Annotated in this window: 15 protein-coding genes; 4 read left to right on the plus strand and 11 right to left on the minus strand. The window is 70.7% G+C overall.

Translation table 11 applies throughout. The features are described 5' to 3' along the window. Positions 1–15: 15 nt before the first annotated feature. A complete protein-coding gene (locus ACGFYN_RS19315) occupies positions 16–960 on the minus strand; it encodes a DMT family transporter (RefSeq protein ID WP_393867023.1) in 945 nt (314 codons plus the stop codon). A 39-nt stretch (positions 961–999) separates the two neighbouring features. On the opposite strand from ACGFYN_RS19315, the gene ACGFYN_RS19320 reads away from it, so the two are divergent. Further along, a complete protein-coding gene (locus ACGFYN_RS19320) occupies positions 1,000–1,506 on the plus strand; it encodes a MarR family winged helix-turn-helix transcriptional regulator (RefSeq protein WP_393867024.1) in 507 nt (168 codons plus the stop codon). 87 nt (positions 1,507–1,593) lie between these two features. Here ACGFYN_RS19320 and ACGFYN_RS19325 read toward each other — a convergent pair whose 3' ends face one another. The 4 genes from ACGFYN_RS19325 to ACGFYN_RS19340 form a co-directional block, all read right to left on the minus strand. Further along, a complete protein-coding gene (locus tag ACGFYN_RS19325; RefSeq protein WP_393867025.1) occupies positions 1,594–2,262 on the minus strand; it encodes a DUF4232 domain-containing protein in 669 nt (222 codons plus the stop codon). A 235-nt stretch (positions 2,263–2,497) separates the two neighbouring features. Next, positions 2,498–3,052: a hypothetical protein gene (locus ACGFYN_RS19330; RefSeq protein ID WP_393867026.1), complete on the minus strand. Its 555-nt coding sequence runs from the start codon at positions 3,050–3,052 to the stop codon at positions 2,498–2,500. An 80-nt stretch (positions 3,053–3,132) separates the two neighbouring features. Continuing rightward, positions 3,133–5,781 (minus strand): glycosyl hydrolase, encoded by a 2,649-nt coding sequence (locus tag ACGFYN_RS19335; RefSeq protein ID WP_393867027.1) that lies wholly within the window; start codon positions 5,779–5,781, stop codon positions 3,133–3,135. A 79-nt stretch (positions 5,782–5,860) separates the two neighbouring features. After that, positions 5,861–6,586: a class I SAM-dependent methyltransferase gene (locus ACGFYN_RS19340; protein ID WP_393867028.1), complete on the minus strand. Its 726-nt coding sequence runs from the start codon at positions 6,584–6,586 to the stop codon at positions 5,861–5,863. A gap of 91 nt (positions 6,587–6,677) precedes the next feature. Here ACGFYN_RS19340 and ACGFYN_RS19345 point away from each other — a divergent pair, with 91 nt between their 5' ends. After that, entirely contained in the window at positions 6,678–7,337 is a 660-nt protein-coding gene (locus ACGFYN_RS19345; protein WP_393867029.1) for a TetR/AcrR family transcriptional regulator, read from the plus strand. A gap of 498 nt (positions 7,338–7,835) precedes the next feature. Here ACGFYN_RS19345 and ACGFYN_RS19350 read toward each other — a convergent pair whose 3' ends face one another. Then, the gene (locus ACGFYN_RS19350) at positions 7,836–8,855 is read right to left on the minus strand and encodes a cation diffusion facilitator family transporter (protein ID WP_393867030.1); all 1,020 of its coding nucleotides are present in this window, start codon (positions 8,853–8,855) and stop codon (positions 7,836–7,838) included. Between the two features lie 312 nt (positions 8,856–9,167). Here ACGFYN_RS19350 and ACGFYN_RS19355 point away from each other — a divergent pair, with 312 nt between their 5' ends. Next, positions 9,168–10,532 (plus strand): alkaline phosphatase, encoded by a 1,365-nt coding sequence (locus ACGFYN_RS19355; RefSeq protein WP_393867031.1) that lies wholly within the window; start codon positions 9,168–9,170, stop codon positions 10,530–10,532. A gap of 60 nt (positions 10,533–10,592) precedes the next feature. Here ACGFYN_RS19355 and ACGFYN_RS19360 read toward each other — a convergent pair whose 3' ends face one another. The 5 genes from ACGFYN_RS19360 to ACGFYN_RS19380 all read right to left on the minus strand — a co-directional run bounded on the left by ACGFYN_RS19360 (position 10,593) and on the right by ACGFYN_RS19380 (position 17,291). After that, positions 10,593–12,068, minus strand: a complete 1,476-nt coding sequence (locus ACGFYN_RS19360; protein WP_393867032.1) for a glycoside hydrolase family 43 protein — start codon at positions 12,066–12,068, stop codon at positions 10,593–10,595. Between the two features lie 58 nt (positions 12,069–12,126). After that, positions 12,127–13,068 carry a carbohydrate ABC transporter permease gene (locus ACGFYN_RS19365; protein WP_393867033.1) on the minus strand — a complete coding sequence of 314 codons (942 nt, stop codon included), beginning with the start codon at positions 13,066–13,068 and terminating at the stop codon, positions 12,127–12,129. Position 13,069: 1 nt separating this feature from the next. Then, on the minus strand, positions 13,070–13,975 hold the full coding sequence (locus tag ACGFYN_RS19370; RefSeq protein ID WP_393867034.1) for a carbohydrate ABC transporter permease: 906 nt from the start codon (positions 13,973–13,975) through the stop codon (positions 13,070–13,072). 33 nt (positions 13,976–14,008) lie between these two features. Next, positions 14,009–15,352: an ABC transporter substrate-binding protein gene (locus ACGFYN_RS19375; RefSeq protein ID WP_393867035.1), complete on the minus strand. Its 1,344-nt coding sequence runs from the start codon at positions 15,350–15,352 to the stop codon at positions 14,009–14,011. Between the two features lie 115 nt (positions 15,353–15,467). Continuing rightward, a complete protein-coding gene (locus tag ACGFYN_RS19380) occupies positions 15,468–17,291 on the minus strand; it encodes a glycoside hydrolase family 2 protein (RefSeq protein WP_393867036.1) in 1,824 nt (607 codons plus the stop codon). Between the two features lie 230 nt (positions 17,292–17,521). Between ACGFYN_RS19380 and ACGFYN_RS19385 the strand changes: the two genes are divergently transcribed. Next, positions 17,522–18,544 (plus strand): LacI family DNA-binding transcriptional regulator, encoded by a 1,023-nt coding sequence (locus ACGFYN_RS19385; RefSeq protein ID WP_393867037.1) that lies wholly within the window; start codon positions 17,522–17,524, stop codon positions 18,542–18,544. Positions 18,545–18,555: the final 11 nt, after the last annotated feature.

Consider the following 18,555-nt stretch of genomic DNA (forward strand, 5'->3'; position numbering starts at 1 on the left):
GGGCCCGCTCACCGCTCACCGCCGTGACACGGCGCCGCCCTTCCCGGCCGGCTCCGTGCCGTGCATGGTCCCGTCCTCGGCCGCGTCTCGTGCCGTACGCCGCCGACCGACGCGCCCGCCGGCAGGACGGCCGAGCAGGATCCCGGTCAACACCAGGGCCAGTCCGCCCACTTGCTGCACGGTCAGCAACTCGCCGGCCACGACCGTCCCCAGCAGCACACCGGTCACTGGGTTGAGCAGCCCCACCAGACCCACGGTCGCCGCGGGAAGGCGGCGCAGTCCGGCGAACCAGGCCGCGAAGGCCAGCGCCGTGGCCACCGTCGTGACGTACCCGAAGGCGAGGGCGGACGACGTGTCCAGGGCCGGAGGCGCGCCTTCGACGACGACGGCGAACGGCAGCAGGAGCAGGCCCCCGGCGATGAGCTGCCAGGACGTCGAGGCGAGGACGTCGACCTGGTGGCTCCAGCGCTTGACGAGGATGTACCCGAGCGACGACAGCAGCAGGGCCGTGACCGAGGCGAGCACGCCGGGCACGCTCGCCCGTGTCCCGCCGGTGAGCAGCATGAGACACACGCCGACGATCCCCGCGGCGGAGCCCGCGAGATGCCGTGGGGACGGGCGTTCGGAGAGGAGCGGCCAGGCCGTCAGCATCATCACGAGCGGTGACGTCGCCATGATCGTCGAGGCGAGGCTCGTGGGCAGCAACTGGGCGGCGACGTAGATGAGGACGAAGAACGCGCCGGCGTTCAGCGTGCCCAGGACCAGCGACTTCCACCACCAGGATCCGTACGGGCGTCTGCGCGCGACCGCCAGCAGCAGCACTCCCGCGGGCAGCGCCCGGATCACCCCTCCGTACAGCGGATCTCCCGCGGGGAGGTATTCGTGGGTGACGTAGTAGTTGGTGCCCCAGGCCACGGGGGCGATCGCCGCGACCGCCGTCCACCGCAAGGTAGCTTCCATGGAAGTTAATATAGCTTCCCCGGAAGCTATAGTGAAGCCATGGCTGACGACCTCGACCACGTGGCCCGGATCCAGGCGGAATGGGCTCGCGAGCGCCCGGATCTCGACGTGAGCCCGCAGGGGGTGATCGGCCGCCTCCACCGCCTCGCCGGACTGCTCACCGAGCAACTCTGCGTCGTCTACCGCCGATTCGGCCTCAGCGAGGGCGAGTTCGACGTCCTGGCCACGCTGCGCCGGGCCGGGAAACCGTTCGAACGGGCCCCCAGCGAGCTCTCGGAGCACACCATGGTGACGACCGGCGCCATGACCAAGCGGCTCGACCGGCTCGAGCGCGCGGGCCTGGTGAGCCGGCGCCGCTCGGAGGCCGACGGCCGCGCCCGCGTCGTCGCCCTGACCGACGCCGGCCGCGATCTGATCGACGCTGCCTTCACCGAGCACATGCGCAACGAACGGCGCCTGCTGGAGGCACTCGCGCCGAAGGAGGCGGCGCAACTCCAGGCGCTTCTCACGGCCTGGCTCGGCCGCGTGGACCCGCCGCCGACGTGACACGGACGCCCTTACGGGGGATGGCCGGCTTACGGGGGATGGCCGGGCGCTCGCGCGAACCGACGCCATCCCCCGCGCGCGGGACCGTCAGGCGCGGAACGCTCCGAACTTCACGTCGGTCCCACAGACGTTGAAGACCGCCGCGGAGCCCTTGGCGCTGGTGACCTGCACCGTGCGGCCCGCGTCCTTGGGCAGGGCGATCTCCACCTTCGACGCCTGGACCCCGCAGGTCTCGCGGGCCGACTCCGTGCCCTCGAAGTTGAGGTCCGTGTAGTTCACGCTCGCCGCGGCGGTGGCGCCGGGCGCGACGTCGACGGCATCGGTTCCCGCGGCGTGGTTGTCGACCTCGATCGGCTCGCTCTTGCCCTGGTCGTCCTTGGCGACGAGGCTGCTGGCGCCCACGATCGTGCAAGGCTTCGACGACGTGTTGGTGATCTTCACGGTGCCGGTGGCGGGCTTGGACTGCGTGGCGTGCCGGGCGGCCGCGACGAAGGCCGCCTTCGTGGTCCGCGTCGTGCATGCGGCGATCGTGCCGTCCCCGCCCTGCGCGGAACCACCGGTCCCGCCCGCGGAGGGGGTGCCGGAGCCGGTGCCCTTGACGGGCGCGGAGGCCGTGGGGGTGGCGCTGCCGTCCTGCGCCGACGCGGTGCTGCCGGTGGTCTCGCCGCCTGCGGCCTTGTCGTCGTTCTGGCAGGCCGTCATCGTCAGCCCTGCGGCCAGTACGGCGGCAGCGGCGATGGAGGTGCGGACGCGCATGGAGTCTCCTGATTACCGAGCGGTAGGGGTCGCCGTGAAAGATGCCTGCTACTGACCAGCGGTTCAGCAATCGCGCGTGACAAGGGCCACAGCCCTCGGGAGCGGTACCGACAACTTCCCGTATCTCCTGGTCAATTGGCGTCAGGCGCACGGTGCGGGGCCCTGGGGCATGACCCCGTTCGAGGCGGGAGGCCGCCGGCCCGTCCCCTGCACACGACGGCGTGGGACCATCGTTTCAGACGCTCGAGCGACTTGGAGGTGTCGCCATGCGCTGGTGGAGTGCGGGTTTGGTGATTGCCGGGCTGGTCGTCCTTGCGGCCTGCGGCGGGTCTCCAGGAGGTGCGTCGAGCGCGCGGTCGTCCCCGGCTCGGTCCGCCGAGCCGTCGAGCGGTGCGCCGACGCACAGTTCTACGACGCCGGTCCCGGCTCCGTCCCCGACCGCGCCGACCGGTACCGGCACGCCGAGCGGCGAGCCCTCCCCGTCGGCGGGCAGCTGCGCCGCCGGGCACGCCCAGGTCACCGTCTCCCCCGGTGACGCACCAGCGCGCCGGTTGTGCGTGCGGCCCGGGACCGTGGTGTCGATGGTTCTAGCGCCGCGGGCCGACGACCGGCGGTGGACGGCGGTACGCAGTTCCGCGCCGGTGTTCGTCGTGGCGTCCGGCTGGCGGGTGGGTCCGGACGGCGCCGCCCACGCCTCGCTGCGGTGCGCGGGCACCCGGGGCGGCAGTGCCAGGATCACGGTGCTCGCGAAGGCTCCGGACGTGGCGGGCGCCGCGCGGGCAGCGTTCACGCTGGACGTGAGCGTGGTGCCGTATCCGAAGGAGGGGTGACCCCGGAAGCCGGGATCACCCCTCGTCCATCGGTGGTGCGTCAGCCGTGGTCACGCACCCTGAGCGTGTAGATGCCACGGCCGTGCGAGGCCGCGTACAGGGTGCTTCCGTCCGGGCCCAGCTTCAGCTGGAGCACGGCGACGGCCGGGAGGGAGCCGAGGCGCTGCCACTTGGCCTGACCCGGCGCGCGGTAGACGACGCCGAGGTCGGTGCCGACGGCGAGGCCGCCGTTCGCCGTGACGACCGCGGAGTTGGTCGGCACGTCGGGCAGGTTCGCCGAGATGTCCTTCCAGGTGGTGCCGCCGTCGGTGGACTCGAAGACGTGGCCGAGGCCGGCCCCGGGGCCCTCGGTCCAGTGCCGCGAGAAGCCGTTGACCGCGAGGAAGACGTGGTCGGCGTTCTTCGGGTCGATGGCGAAGCCGCTGAGGTAGCGGTTCGGCACGTTCCCGTCCACGGGCAGGCTGATGTCGTGCCAGCCGGTCCCGTCCGCGTTGCCGACGGAGATGCCGCGCGCGAAGCCCTCCTCGTTGCAGGGCCCGCACCAGGCCGCGTAGACCTTGCCGCCCGAGGCCGCGACGGCGGTCGCGGTACGCCCGGCGCCGAGGTCGTACACGCTCTTCCACTCGCTGCCGCTGCGGATGGCGTAGCCGTGGGACTGGACCCACACATGGCGGCCGCCCGCGACCCAGGCCGAGCTGTTCTTCAGGTCGGCCGCGAGCGGGGCGATGAAGCGGGCCTCACCGGTGGCGTTGTCGGCCGGGGCGACGTTGTACGAGGTCGCCTTGCTCGGGTCGTTGACCCAACTGCCGTCGTTGACGGCGCAGTTCTGGGTCACCTGGACCGAGAGGTAGACGTACTCCTGGGCAATGTTGCAGCCGTTGGCCGGGTCGGCGAGGGTGTCGCCGCCGTCACCACCGAAGTTGGAGCCCATCACCTTGTCGTTGCTGCGCAGCATCGACTGGCCGTTGTCCTGCAGACCGCCGGTGACGGAGACGCCATGGTGGTCGAGGTCCTTGCCGATGCCCACCGAGTAGTACTGGAGGGTGTCGATGGAGCCGTCGTTGAGCGAGGCCCAGTCGGTGGCGTGGCCGGAGGAGTCCTGGGAGCCGTTGACCGGGCGTCTGTAGGCGCCGCCGTCGTTGCCGACGTAGACGAAGCTCCTGCCGTGGTAGCGGCCGATCGCCACGCCGTGCTGATCGGGGTGCGTGGTCTGGCTGCAGTCACCGGTCTGCTTGCTCGGGTCGATGCTCCAGCAGGGGAACGGGAAGTTCCAGTACGGGCCCACGGCTGACCAGTCGGCGCCGCCGTCCTTGGACTCGAAGACCTCCTCCAGCCCCAGGTACACATGCTTGGGGTTGGCCGGGTCGACGGTCAGGAACTGGTTGTACCAGGCCTGCACGCCCGGCATGTAGCCGGCGTCCGTCAGCGCGGATCCGTCGGCCGCCAACTGCTTGTAGTCGGCGACCTTCTTCCACGGCCCGAACGGCGACGCGGCGCTGTAGACGCCTTCCAGGTTGCTGTCCGGGTTGGTCGCCAGCTGCTCCGGCGACTGGTCGATGGCGTAGAAGCGCGAACCGCCGGCGGAGTGGGCGAAGGTGACCGTGCCGACGTTGTCCGGGTCGGTCGGCATGTCGCCGAAGCCGCTGCTGATCCGCTGCCAGCTGCCGCCGGTCTTCGTGTAGAAGCCGTTGTAGTCGTCTCCGCTGCGCCAGCCGACCGCGAGAACCACCTTCGAGGGGTCCTTGGGGTCGAAGGCGATGTCGTTGGTGATGTTCTTGTACGCCGCGGAAGCGTCCTTCGCCTTCGAACCACCCGGCAGATAGTCGGGGTTGGGTGCGAACTCCAGCTTCCAGGCACCGCTGAGCTTCTTCGTGGAGTGGCTCCACACGCCTTCGCTGGTCGCCGCCCACACCTTGCCGCCGCCGAACCGCAGCTGGCGGATGGTGGTGCTCTCCAGCTGGTCGCCGCCGACCCGGCTGCGCGAGGAGAACGCGCCGTGATGGGGGCCGGCCAGCACGTACACGCCGCTGCCGAGGTAGGCGTCCGCGTTGGTGTTCGCCTCACCGGTGCCCAGCCACAGGCGTCCGCCACCGTCGACCGCGAGTGCGCCGGTCGCCTGCGAGGACAGGCTGTCGCTGATGGGCTGCCAGTGACCGCCGCCGGAACGCGAGCGCCACACACCACCGCCGGCGCTGCCCGCGTACACGTAGCCGTCGTCGTCCGCGGCCATCGCGGCCATACGGCCGGTGACATTGCCCGCGCCGCCGCTCGAGTTGGAGTCGATGTCGCGGTAGCGCGGATCGTCGGAGTTGTAGGGCAGGTCGGTGATGTTCTGCCAATGGCCGCCGGTGCTCGGCAGCTTGCTCAGGCTCTGCCAGGCGGCGCCGTACGCGCCCGGTGCGACGACGCCCGGCGCGGTGCGGGCCTCCGCGTACTGGTCCGCACCCTCGGCTATCTCGTCGGCCTCGCCTCCGTCGTCGCCTCCTTCGTCTGCCTTCGCCTTTGCGTCGGAAGTGACGTCGCCTGCCGAGTGCTCGCGTTCGGCGGCGAGTTGAGCCTGCGCGCGTGCCCCGAAGGGGCTCGTGTGCCGGCCACCGGACGCCGCGCTCGTGGGTATCGCGACGAGCCCGGCGGTGGCGGTGATGGCACAGATTGTGAGCCACCGTCTTCTGCGGGTTTGTTCTGGCACCAGATCCTCCCGAACGGGTGTGGATACAACCGTTGCGGGAGACCCGATCACGAGTAGACGGGAAACATCTGAAACTTGGTCAACTCTTTGTCCGGAACCTGTCATTGATCACGCGGTGAGTGTCGCTTTCCGACGGCGCCGGCCAACGCGTCCGCGTGGCCTGCACGTAGTACAGCCAGGGCCGCACATCCCCGCGTCCGCGCACTTCGAAACCGGCGTCCGCGATGAACCCCTCAAGGAGGTCCACGCGGTTGTGCGCCATGGCGTGGGCCGTTCCGCCGTGCACGAGGTGACGGCCGAGCCGGCTCCTGGGTGGCCGGAATTCAACGACGAGCAGGCGCCCACCGGGGCGCACGACGCGGTACATCTCGTGCAGCGCCGCGGGGCGGAGGTCTTCCGGGAGGTGGTGCAGCATCAGGCTGGTGACCACCGTGTCGCAGGAGGCGTCCGGAAGATCGAGGGCCTCGGCGATCCCCTCGCGGTAGACGACCGGGGCGCTGCCGGGGCGCGGGGTCTTGCGGCGGCCGTATTCCAGGACGGGAGGCGAGGGGTCCACTCCCGTCACCTCGCCGTCCGGGCCGACCCGCTCGGCCATGCGCCGGGTCAGATAGCCGGTGCCACAGCCCACGTCCAGGACGCGGTCGCCCGGCTCGGCGCCGCTGAGTACGGCGAGGCGGGTGAAGGCACGGTTGCGACGGCCGACGAAGCAGACGTCGCCGCAGAGCTCGTAGGCACGGGGGGTTGCGATGGTCACGCCGGGGGTGTCCGAGCGTGGCTTGCCCTGCATGAGGCGTCCGAGAGACATGGCCCTCCTCCATAACTTAGTCACGACTAAGTACTGACTCCAACTTAGTCGCGACTAAGAAATACGGCAAGGGCGGCATAGGATCGGCGTCGTGACCGAGTCCCGCCCCCGCGCGCGTACGCGGACCCGCCTGCCCGCCGCCGAACGGCGTGCGTCGATCCTCGCCGCCGCGACGGAGGTCTTCTCCGAGACCGGCTACCAGCGCGGCAAGGTCTCCGACATCGCGAAGCGGATCGGCGTCAGCGAACCGGTGGTCTTCCAGAACTTCGGTTCCAAGGCGGCGCTCTACCGGGCGGCCCTGGACCACGTCACGGACAGCGTGTCCGCCCTGTTGCACCAGGCCGCGGATGCGGGCCGGCCGGTCCCCGAGGTACTGGCGACCTTCCTCGACCCGGCGCACATGGACCACTTCCATCAACCCGGCTCGCACGGCTTCCTGTTCGCCGACGCCGCCGCTCTGGCCCACGACCCGGACCTCGGCGGCGCCCTGCGCCAGGTCCACCAGCACTTCGGCACGGCACTCGCCGAGCTGCTGCGGCGCGGACAGTCGGCCGGAGAGATCCGGGACGACGTCGATCCGGAGACGGCCGCGTGGTGGCTGGTCTCGCTGCTGGCCGGTCGCTCCTTCCGAGCGGCCGTCGTGCCGGAACGGGACGCTGTGGAGGCCGAGTTGACGAGGATGGCGCTGGGAGCGCTGCTGCCGGAGGGCTCCGCCGGAGGCGGGCCGAGGCCCTCGCGGGGGTCTGCGTGATCGCCCGCGCGGCCGCACCCCTGGCGGGAGTACGGAACCGGACACTCGTGTACGCCAGGCATCGCGGCGGCCGAGGAGACGACGAGGGTGATGCGGTCGCGGCCGCCGGAAGGCTCCTTGCCCCGGAGAGCCTCGCACCCGCTACCGCGCCGTGCGGAAATAGCCGGCACCACCGCTCTCCGCACGGCACGCCCCCACGCTCCCAGCGGCAGTGCGGGACGCGACGTGCATGCACGCCGGGCACCGCGGAAGGCGAGATGACCACCGTAGTCATGCGGTCGCCGCTGCTAGGAGGTTCCGATCCCTGGAGAGCCTCGCACCCACTGCCGCGCGGTGCGGACATGGCGGGCGTCACCGCCTCCCCGGCGCGCTCCCAGCGACAGTGCGGGACTCTTACGCTCGTGCGCGCCGGGCACCGAGGTGACGACGAGGGTGATGCGGTCGCCGCCGCTGGAAGGCGCCGAGACCCTGGGGCCCCGCTCACCGGACGGCGAACGGCTAGTGCTCGTGCGGGCCTGGTCGGTGGATCGGGCCGTGGGCGTCGTCGCAGTGTTCCGCCGGTTCGGCGGACGGGGTGGTGATCTGGAGCAGTTCGTCGACACCGCTGTCTTCGCCCAGGTGGTCGACCTGGAGGGTGGCGTGGCCGATGTCGTGCTTGGCGCGCAGGAGCTGCTGGAGGTGGCGGCGCACGGCGTGGCAGTCGCCGCCCGGTTCGACCAGGACGTGGGCGGACAGGGCGGGCTCGCCGGAGGTGATGGTCCACACGTGCAGGTCGTGGATCTCCACCACCTGCGGCTGGGACGCCAGTTCGTCGCCGATCGCGTCCGGGTCGAAGCCGACCGGCGCGGCTTCCAGGAAGATCCGTCCGGAGTCGCGCACCAGCCCGTAGCCGGCCTTGAACATCAGGGCGACCACCACGAGGGTGGCGATGGCGTCGGCGCGGGCGAACCCGGTCAGCACCACGATCAGCGCCGCGATCGCGGTGCCGATGAAGGCGAACAGGTCGTTCAGGATGTGCTGATAGGCACCCTCGACGTTCAGCGAGGTCCGGTTGGCCTTGGAGATGCACCAGGCGGCCACGACATTGACGACGATGCCGACGAGCGCGGTGGCCAGCATCAGACCGCCCTCGACCTCCGGCGGGCTGACCAGGCGGCGCACCGCCTCGTACGCCAGCCAGGCGCCGAGGAGCAGCAGGGTCAGGCCGTTGGCCTGGGCGGAGAGGATCTCCGCCCGTTTGAGGCCGTAGGTGAAGCCGCCGCGGGCCGGGCGGGCCGCGAGCCGCATCGCGATCAGCGCGAGCACGATCGAGGCGGCGTCGGTGAGCATGTGCGCCGCGTCCGAGATCAGGGCCAGGGAACTCGCGATGATGCCGACGACCACCTCGGCCGCCATGAACACCGTGATCAGGGTGAGGGCGATCGCCAGCCAGCGGCGGTCGGCATCCGCCGAGACGCCGTGGGAGTGCCCGGCGTGCCCACCGCCACCGTGGGCATGCCCGTGATCGTGATCGTCCATGACGTACGCCTTCCCCCTCGCATCCGCTGCCCGGACCTGAAGTCAAACGCACGGTGAGGGCAATCACCAAAGGCTGCATCGGTGACCGTTGTCATCACCGTTAGCACGGCCCTGAACTGCGGAAACCTCACACCGGGCGGCCCGGGGGCCGGTCACCCCACCAGAGCCCCACGGGAACCCCATGCGTGTCATGTCCTGGATACATGCGCCAGACCATTCGTTTACCTTCCCTTTGCCGGTGCCTGGTGATGTGGCGGTCGTTGGTCACCGCATGCGTATGCGGGACACCGGACGCTTCAAGGAGCCTCATCCATGTCCAGACTCACCCGCCGTCACCTCACGATCGCCACCGCCGTCGTCGCGGCGACCTCCGCGGCCGTGGCCGTCACGACCGTCGCCGGTGCCTTCGACGGCGCGCAGCAGGCCAAGAACGCGATCCAGAGCGGGAAGGCGAAGAACGTCATCCTGCTCATCGGTGACGGCATGGGCGACTCGGAGATCACCCTCGCCCGTGACTACACGGTCGGCGCGAACGGCCGCCTGAACATGGACAGATTCCCGCTCACCGGCGCGTACACGACGTACGCGGTACACAAGGACGGCACGCCGGACTACGTCACCGACTCCGCCGCCAGCGGCACCGGCTGGGCCACCGGCGTGAAGACGGTCAACGGCCGTATCTCCAAGACCCCGGGCAGCGACAAGTCCGTACGCACCATCCTGGAGATGGCGCAGAAGAACGGCTACGCCACCGGCAGCGTGACGACCTCCGAGCTCACCGACGCCACCCCGGCCGTGCTCGCCTCGCACGTCACGGACCGTGGCTGCCAGGGCCCGGCCGACATGGCGAACTGCCCCACCGACACCATCGCGGCCGGCGGGCCCGGCTCGATCGCCGAGCAGTCCGTGAACCACAAGGTCGACGTCCTCCTCGGCGGCGGCAAGCAGCGCTTCGACCAGAAGGTCACGGACGGCGCGTACAAGGGCCTGACCGTCTCCCAGCAGGCGCAGAAGCTCGGCTACCAGGTAGTCACCGACAGCGCGGGCCTGAAGAGCGTGAAGTCCGGCAAGCCGGTGCTGGGCCTGTTCGCCTCCGGCAACGTGCCCGTCGAGTGGACCGGCAAGGCGGCCGCGGTCGGCGGCACCGACGCGCAGCGATGCGTCACCTCCAACCCGAACCGGCCGTCGACGACGCCGAGCCTCGCGGACTCCGCCACGAAGGCGATCCAGCTGCTGGAGGCCAAGCAGCAGGCCAAGCACTTCAAGCAGGGCTTCTTCCTGCAGATCGAGGGCGCCTCCATCGACAAGCAGGACCACGCTGCCGACCCCTGCGGCCAGATCGGCGAGACCGCCGCCTTCGACCGCGCGGTGAAGGTCGCCCGCGACTACGCGGCCAAGCACCCGGACACCCTCGTGGTCACCACCGCCGACCACGGTCACACCAGCCAGATCGTCCCGCTGGAGGCGACCCCGCCCGGCCTCTCCTCGACGCTCGTCACCGACGAGGGCCAGCAGCTGAAGGTCAACTACTCGACCAACACCCCCGGCCAGTCCCAGGAGCACACGGGCACCGAGGTCCGCATCGCGGCCCAGGGCCCGCTGGCGTACCGCGTCCTCGGCATCACCAACCAGACCGACCTGTTCACGACGATCCGCGAGGCCCTGCGCCTGCACTGACGTGGATGGCACGCGCGAGGGGGAGGGCCGCCGGGCGGCCTCCCCCTCGCGCTCATCGGGTCACTTCGTGTAGACCTCCGCCCGGTCCACGCTCACGAACGCCGCCTGCGACGAGGTGTTGTGCTCGCCGGTCACCCGCACCCGCAGGGTGTGGCGGCCGTACGGCAGCTTCGGGCTGATGTACTGCACGGTCTCCCCCGTGCGGATCGCGCCGTAGAAGTCGGCGCGCTGTTCGGTGCCGCCGTCGACGCTGAGGGCGGCGATGCCGTTGCCGGTGTCGCGGACGGAGAGCAGGGCGATGCGGGTTCCGGTGAAGGTGAAGGTCGCGGTGGAGTCCGCCTGGTCGATCCAGTGGTCGTCGCCCCAGAAGCACTGGGTGCCGCAGCCGGTGCCGGAGTTCCAGGTGCCGGTGTAGCTCAGGGTGCCGTCACCGCTGGAGCGTCCGTCGTCGTTGATCCAGTAGGTGCCCGAGCCGGGGTCGCCCGAGGGCAGGTCCTGGGTCGCGCCCATGGCCGACGGCCGACCGAGGTCGGGGCTGCCGTCCGCGTTCCAGGTGATCTTCTGGGCGCGGGTGGTGCGGTCGGTGTAGGTGTACGCCGAGGTCGACTTGGCGTGGTAGACGATCCAGTCCTCGGTGCCGTCCGGCGAGCGGAAGAAGGCGTGGTGGCCGGGGCCGTAGACGCCGTGGTCGTCCGCTCGGGAGAAGACCGGGCCGGAGTGCTGCTGCCAGTTGGCGGGCACCAGCGGGTCGGCGCCGTTCGCCAGGGACATCATCCAGACCTGGTAGTCGGGCTTGCCGGTGTCGCAGGTCGAATACGTCATCCAGGTACGGCCGTTGCGGCTCAGGAATTCCGGGCCCTCGCGCACCTCGTCGCAGCCGCCCGCGGCGTTGATGGCGACGGCGTCGCCGGAGACCGTGTAGGGGTTGGACATCGGGGCGATGTTGATGCCGTTGTGCTGGTACTGGTTGATGCCGGCGTAGGCGAGGTACAGGCGGCCGTCGTGTTGCAGGATGCCCGGGTCGATCGCGAAGTCGGAGGCGTGGTTGGGCGGGGCCGGCTTCGCCTTGAAGTGGTAGGGGCCGGCCGGGTCGTCGCGGTCGGACTCCAGGACGTAGACGCGGTGGTGGTCGTCGGTGCCGTCGTCGGCCGTGTAGTAGAGGTACCACCGGTTGCCGAAGCGGTAGAACTCCGGGGCCCAGATGTGCTGGTTGCGGGAGGCGTCGGTGTCCGTCCACACGGTGACGGGGTCGGCGGTCAGCAGGGTGCCGAGCGAGGGCGAGCGCCACATGCGGATGCTGTCGCCCTGAGTGGTGGTGAGGTAGTAGTTCCCGTTCCAGTACGTCATGAACGGATCCGGACCGGTGTTGAGCGGGTTGCGGAACGTGCCCGTCGCCTCCGCGGACTTCGCGGGTCTCGCCGCGGCCGTGGGCACCGCCGGTCCGGCCGCGGCCGGTGAGACGCCGACGAGTCCGAGCAGCACGGCCAGTAGGGCGAGGACTGCCGTGAGGGGGGTGATGCGCGGTCGTACGCGCATGGACGGCTCCTTTACATCGATGTAGTCGCGAGCACGGTTCGACCATGTCCCAGCGTCCTCACTGACCGCCCAGACCCGTTGTGGCCACGGACTTGACGATGTGTCGCTGGAAGAACACGAAGACCACGACGAGCGGCAGCGCCGCCAGGACGGCGGAGGCCATCGTCTGGGCGTACTGGATGCCGTAGGCGTCCTTCACCGAGGTGATGCCGACCGGCAGGGTCATCAGGTCGGGGTCGGACGTCGACACGAACGGCCAGAGGAAGTTGTTCCAGGCGCCGATGAACACGAAGATCGCCACGGCCGCGAGCATCGGACGGGACAGCGGGAGCAGCACGGACCAGAAGATCCGCCAGTGCCCCGCACCGTCGATGCGGGCCGCCTCCTCCAACTCGTGGGGCAGCGAGTCGAAGTGCTTCTTCAGGATGAACACCATCACGGGCGCCACGGTCTGCGGCAGGATCACCGCCGCGTAGGTGTCGAGCAGGTGCAGGGTGAGCATCTGCTGGAACCAGGGCACGATCAGCACCTGCGGCGGCACCAGCACGGCCGCCACGGTGAGCACGAACAGCGAGCGGCGTCCGGGGAATCGGGTGCGGGAGAAGGCGTACCCCGCCATCGCGGAGACCAGCACGGTGATCACCGTGACGGCGGCCGAGATGAGCAGGCTGTTGAGCATCCACAGCGGCAGGTCGCCGCGCTCCCACACGGTGCTGAAGCCGTGCAGGGTGAAGCCGTGCCGGGGCCAGAACCAGTGCGCCGGATCGCTGGCGTCGGCCTCCGACTTGAACGCGGTCAGCAGGGCCCACGACATCGGCAGCAGCCACACCGCCGCCAGCACGGCCAGGGCGGCGAGTGCGAGCACGCGGCTGAGCCGGCTCTCGCCCAGGGTCAGGTTCGTACGCCCGGACCTGGCTCGGCGGGTGACTCTCAACTCCCGTACGGGACCCGCTGCTTGCTTGGTCGGGCCGGTGCGGACGGGCAGCTCGGTGGAGGTCATGTCACTTCTCCCGGCGGCGGAGGGCGGCGTACTGGAGGGCGGAGGCGATCAGCACGAGGGCGAAGAAGATGTAGCTGATCGCGGAGGCGTAACCGAGCCGGTAGCCGGTGAAGCCGACGTCGTAGATGTACTCGACGACCGGGCGGGTGGAGCCGTTCGGGCCGCCCTTGGTGAGCAGGTAGATCTGGTCGAAGACCTTCAAGGAGGCCAGGATCTGCAGCACGGTGATCACGACGGTGATGCGGGAGAGCTGCGGCAGGGTGATCGACCACAGCCGCCGCCAGGCACCGGCGCCGTCGATGGCGGCGGCCTCGTAGAGGTGGTCCGGGACGGCCTGCAACGCGGCCAGGTAGAGCAGGAAGTTGAAGCCGACCGTCCACCACAGCGTGGTCAGGGCGATGGCCCAAATGGCCACCGACTCGTCGCTGAGCCAGGCCACTTGGTCAAGTCCCAGCACGTCGAGGAGGTGGTTGTAGAGGCCGAGGTCGGGCTGGTACAGCCACATCCACAGCAGGCTGACGACGCCTACGGGCAGCAGGTACGGGGCGAAGTAGGCCAACCGCCACACCCATTGGCCGGGCAGGCCGGTGTGCACCAGGAGGGCCAGCACCAGCGCGACCAGGACCAGCGGCACGGTCGAGATGAGGGTGAAGACGACGGTGTGGCCGAGCGAGCGCCACATCTCGGCGTCCTTGAACGCCTCGGTGAAGTTGCCGACGCCGATGAAGCCCGGGGCGTGGGCGGACAGCGAGGTGTCCGTCAGGCTCATCCACAGCCCCTGGGCCAGCGGCCAGAGCATGAAGAGGGCGAACAGGACGAGGAAGGGCAGCGCGAACAGCAGGCCGGGCGGGACCGCTCGGCGCACGGACGTGGCCCCGGGGCGGGGCGCGGCATGCGGAGAGGACATCGTTGTGCTCCTGGGCGAGGTGTGCGCGGTCGGTCAGGCCGGGCTGGGCTTGGAGAGGAAGGAGTTCAGGCGCCGCACCATCGCGCGTGCCGCGCGGTCGGGGGCGAGGCCGTCGAGGAGGGCCTGCTGCAGGACCTGGGACATGGCGTTCTGGAAGTCGGAGCCGGCGCCGGCGAACCACACCGCCGGGTCGAGGACGACGTGGTCCTGGGCCTGGGCGTAGTGGGACTGGGGCTTGAGCCGGTGGTAGGCGGCGGTGCGGGTGACGGGTCCGTAGGCGGGGATGTGGCCCGCGGTGGCCCAGATCTGGCCGGCCTTGAGCAGGGCGGCGACGGCACGGTGGGTGCGATGGCGGCGCTCGGGGTCGGGGTTCGGGTGGTGGGGCAGTACGAAGGAGTGCGAGTCGGCGTAGATCGCGGGGGTGCCGAACACGGTCGGGAACGGGGCCGCGTTCACCTTCGCGTCGGCGGCGCGGAACGTGCCGAGCTCCCACTCGCCGGAAAGGATCATCGCGGTCTGCCGGTTGGAGAAGGCGGCGATGGCCGCGGGGTAGTCGAGGTGACCCGGGTTGACCTTGCCGTCGACCAGCTTGGCCATGAAGGCGATGACCTCGGCCATACGGTCGACGTCGACCTTGGCCGGACCGCCCTCGGGCAGCTCGAAGGCCCCGCCGGTCTGCTTGTAGAGGCCGTAGAACAACCGCCAGCCCTGGGCGGTGTCGGTGACGTAGCCGAAGGCGATGCCCTGCTTGCCGGAGGCCCTGGCGAGCTCCCTGCCGGCCGCCAGGAAGCGGTCGGGTGAGGAGAACGCCTCCGCGTCGAGCGTCCCGTCTTTGGTGAGCAGGCCTGCCTTGGCGGCCGGTTCGGGGTGGAAGAAGACGATGAAGGGGTGGGTGTCCAGCGGGACGGCGTAGGTGTGTCCGCGGTACTGGGTGCGCGACCACACGGCGTCGGTGAAGTCGTCGCGGTGCACGCCGTATTCGGCGAGCTGGTCGAGGTCCCAGGGGTCGAGCAGCCCGCTGGGCGCGTAGCCGGCGAGCCGGGACATGTGCGAGACGGCGACGTCGGGGCCGCGTCCGCCGACGGAGGCCATGGCGAGCTTGGTGTAGTAGGGCGTCCCCCACTCCAGGACGGTGCGCTCGATGTGCGTGCCCGGCATGTCGGGGCCCGCGGCGCGCACCATGTCGTTGAGCAGGCCGCCGTCGGCCCCGCTGAACAGGTCCCACAGACGGACGGTCGAGGCGTCGGCGGCCTGCGCGGACCCGCAGCCGCCGAGCGCGCCGGCGCCCAGGACCGCCGCCCCGGAGGCGAGCGCGGTCCTCAGCAGGCGGCGCCGGCTCGGGCCGGGCGGACCGACTGGTCCGGGTGTGCCGGTCATGGTGCTCCTTTCCACGGGCGGCGGTGCACGAAGATCGTGACTCACGCACCGACGCCGCACGGTTTTACATCGATGTAAATTTCAGGCAGGAGTGTCTGCTGCACCTGAGCCGGCGCTACGGCGTGCCCTCGTAGGCCGCCGGACGCGTCTGGGCCCGCCGCAGGTGTTCGATGTCGAGCTTCTCGGAGCGGTCGAAGCGGTAGATGCCGTTGCGCTCCTGGAATACGTCGGTGAGCTGGGTGTAGCAGTAGCCGAACATGTCGGGGTCGTCGAGCAGCACGCCCGTCAGACCGGCGAAACGGTCCGCGAACTCCTCCTCCGTGTACGGCCGTTCGCCGTAGCCCCAGGACGCGTCGCGCTGGTCGCCCGCCGCGGCGGCGGCCTCGGGGTCCCACCAGATGCCGCCGAACTCGCTGCAGAAGTACGGCTGCCCGCGATACGGCACCGACCACGGACGGCCGTCCGGGGCGGTGTTGACGTACGGCCGGTCCTCCGCGAGCCCCGACATCGCCTTGGCGAAGGCGGCCGGGTCCTGCTCGTAGCAGTGCGAGTCGTAGACGTCGGTCTCGGCGACGCGGTGGGCGTAGCCGGAGGCGTCGACGACCGGGCGGGTGGCGTCGGCCTGCTTGGTGGCCAGGAACATGGCACGGGTGACGTCGTCGAGCTGGGTGATGCGGTCGTGCAGCGGCTGGTACGTCTCGTTCAGCGGGCACCAGCCGACGATCGAGGGGTGCGAGTAGTCCCGCTCCAGGGCCTCCAGCCACTGGCTGACGTACGAGGCGTCGGGCCGCTGGTTGTCGTCGCGGGCGCCGGTCTCGCAGCCCCAGTCGCCGAACTCGCCCCAGACCAGGTAGCCGAGCCGGTCGGCGTGGTGGAGGTAGCGCTCCTCGAAGACCTTCTGGTGCAGGCGGGCGCCGTTGAAGCCGGCGCGCAGGCCCAGCTCGATGTCGCGGACCAGATCGGCGTCGGTGGGCGCCGTCATCAGGCCGTCGGGGTGATAGCCCTGGTCGAGCACGAGACGCTGGAAGACGGGTTCGCCGTTGAGCAGCAGCCGCTTGCCCTGGACGGAGACCGAGCGCAGACCGGCGTAGGAGGTGGCCGTGTCCACGATCCGCCCATCGGCGTCGAGGAGTTGAAGGGTGAGGTCGTACAGGTGCGGGTCCGTGGGCGACCACGGGCGCAGGCGGTCTGCGGGCACGGTGAGGACCAGGCGGGGTGCGAGGTCGAGGTCAGCGCGGGTCTCGGCGGTGAGGATGTCGCCCTGCTCGTCGGCGAGCGTGGCACGCACCCGGTGGCCCGGGAGGTTGGCCGTCAGCGGCAGTTCCAGGTGGAAGGAGCCGGAGGCCAGGTCGGGGGTGATGCGCGGGCGCTTGAGAGCGGCGGCCCGCGGGACCGGCTCCAGCCACACGGTCTGCCAGATGCCGGTCGTACGGGTGTAGTGGCAGTGGGAGTTGGCGTACCAGGTGGACTGCTTTCCGCGGGCCTGGACGCCGTGCCGGCTGTCACGGGCCCGCACAACGATCGTCATCTCCTGCCCGGCCACGGCGACTTCGCCGAGGTCGGCGGTGAACGGGGTGAAGCCGCCCCGGTGCCGGGCCACTTCGACGCCGTCGGCCCACACGGTCGTGTCGTGGTCCACGGCTCCGAAGTGCAGCAGGACGCGGGAGTCCGTCCAGGCGTCCGGGACGGTCACCGTGCGCCGGTACCACACGACCTCCAGGAAGTCGGTCTCGCCGATCCCGGAGAGCGCCGACTCCGGGCAGAACGGGACCACGATGCGGCCCGCGAGCTCGCGTTCGCGCAGGCCGCGCTCGAGCCCGGTGTCGGACCGGTCGATCTCGAACTGCCACTCGCCGTTGAGGTTGAGCCAGGCCTCGCGCACGAACTGGGGCCGGGGGTACTCCGGGCGGGGCTGATCCGAGGGACGGGGGAAGGACATGGGTCTCCTTGGGCCTTGAGGTGGTGCTGGGGCGCGCCTCGGGGCGGTGCCGAGGCATGCGCCTGAAGCGATGCCGGGGCGCGCGCCGTGAAGCGGTGCCGGGGGTGCTGCGGGGGTGGTGCGGCGCTATGTCACCATGGCGATTACATCGATGCAAATGGTTCGGCGGAAACCGATCCGGCCCGCAACCGATTTCTTTACGGTCGGTACGATCACGGGCAGGCGGAAGGATGAACAGCGTGGCGGCCAGACCCAGGATCAAGGACGTGGCGGAGTATGCGGGCGTCTCGCCCAAGACCGTCTCCAACGTGATCAACAACTTCGAGCACGTCTCGGAGCGGACCCGCGCCGCCGTCCAGGAGGCGATCGACGCCCTCGGCTACCGCGTGAACATCGCCGGACGCCAGTTGCGCCAGGGCCGAACCGGCATGATCACCCTCGCCGTTCCCGAGCTCGACGTGGCCTACTTCTCCGAACTGGCCAAGCATGTGATGGCCGAGGCCGACACCCGCGGCCAGACGGTGCTGATCCATCAGACCGGCGCCGTGCGCGAGCGCGAACTGGCCGCGCTGCACGGCTTCGACGCCCAGTTCTCCGACGGCGTGATCCTCAGCCCGCTCGCCCTCAACCCGCGCGACCTCGCCACCCGGGACCGGCGCCTTCCGGTGGTACTGCTCGGTGAACGCCCGGCCGAGGGCGGCACCGACCACGTCGGCATCGACAACGTACGGGCCGCCCGCGAGGCCACCGAGCATCTGCTCTCCCGGGGCCGCCGCCGCATCGCCGTCATCGGCGGCGCCGTCCGCGGCCGCCAGGGCACCGACCGGCTGCGCACCGACGGCTACCGCGAGGCCATGGAGGCGGCCGGCCTGCCCTTCGAGCCGGACCTGGTGCTTCCGGTGGATGCCTACCACTGGCAGGACGGTGCCCGGGCGGCGGCCGCGCTGGTGGAGCGCCGCCCCCGTCCGGACGCGCTGCTGTGCCTGAACGACCACCTGGCGCTCGGCGCGCTGCGCGCCCTGCACGAGCGCGGCCACTCCGTACCGGGCGAGCTCGACGTGATCGGCTTCGACGACATCGAGGCGTCCCGGTTCAGCGTGCCCAGCCTGACCACCGTCGCCCCCGACAAGCGCGAGATCGCACGGGCCGCCGTATCCCTGCTCCTGGAGCGGATCGACGCACCGGATTCCGTGACCCTGCGTGACGAGGTGGTCGGCTACCGGGTCATCGTCCGGGAGAGCACGGGGGGCTGAACGCCGTGCGT

The organism is Streptomyces sp. NPDC048419 (genome assembly GCF_043200415.1).
GTDB lineage: Bacteria > Actinomycetota > Actinomycetes > Streptomycetales > Streptomycetaceae > Streptomyces.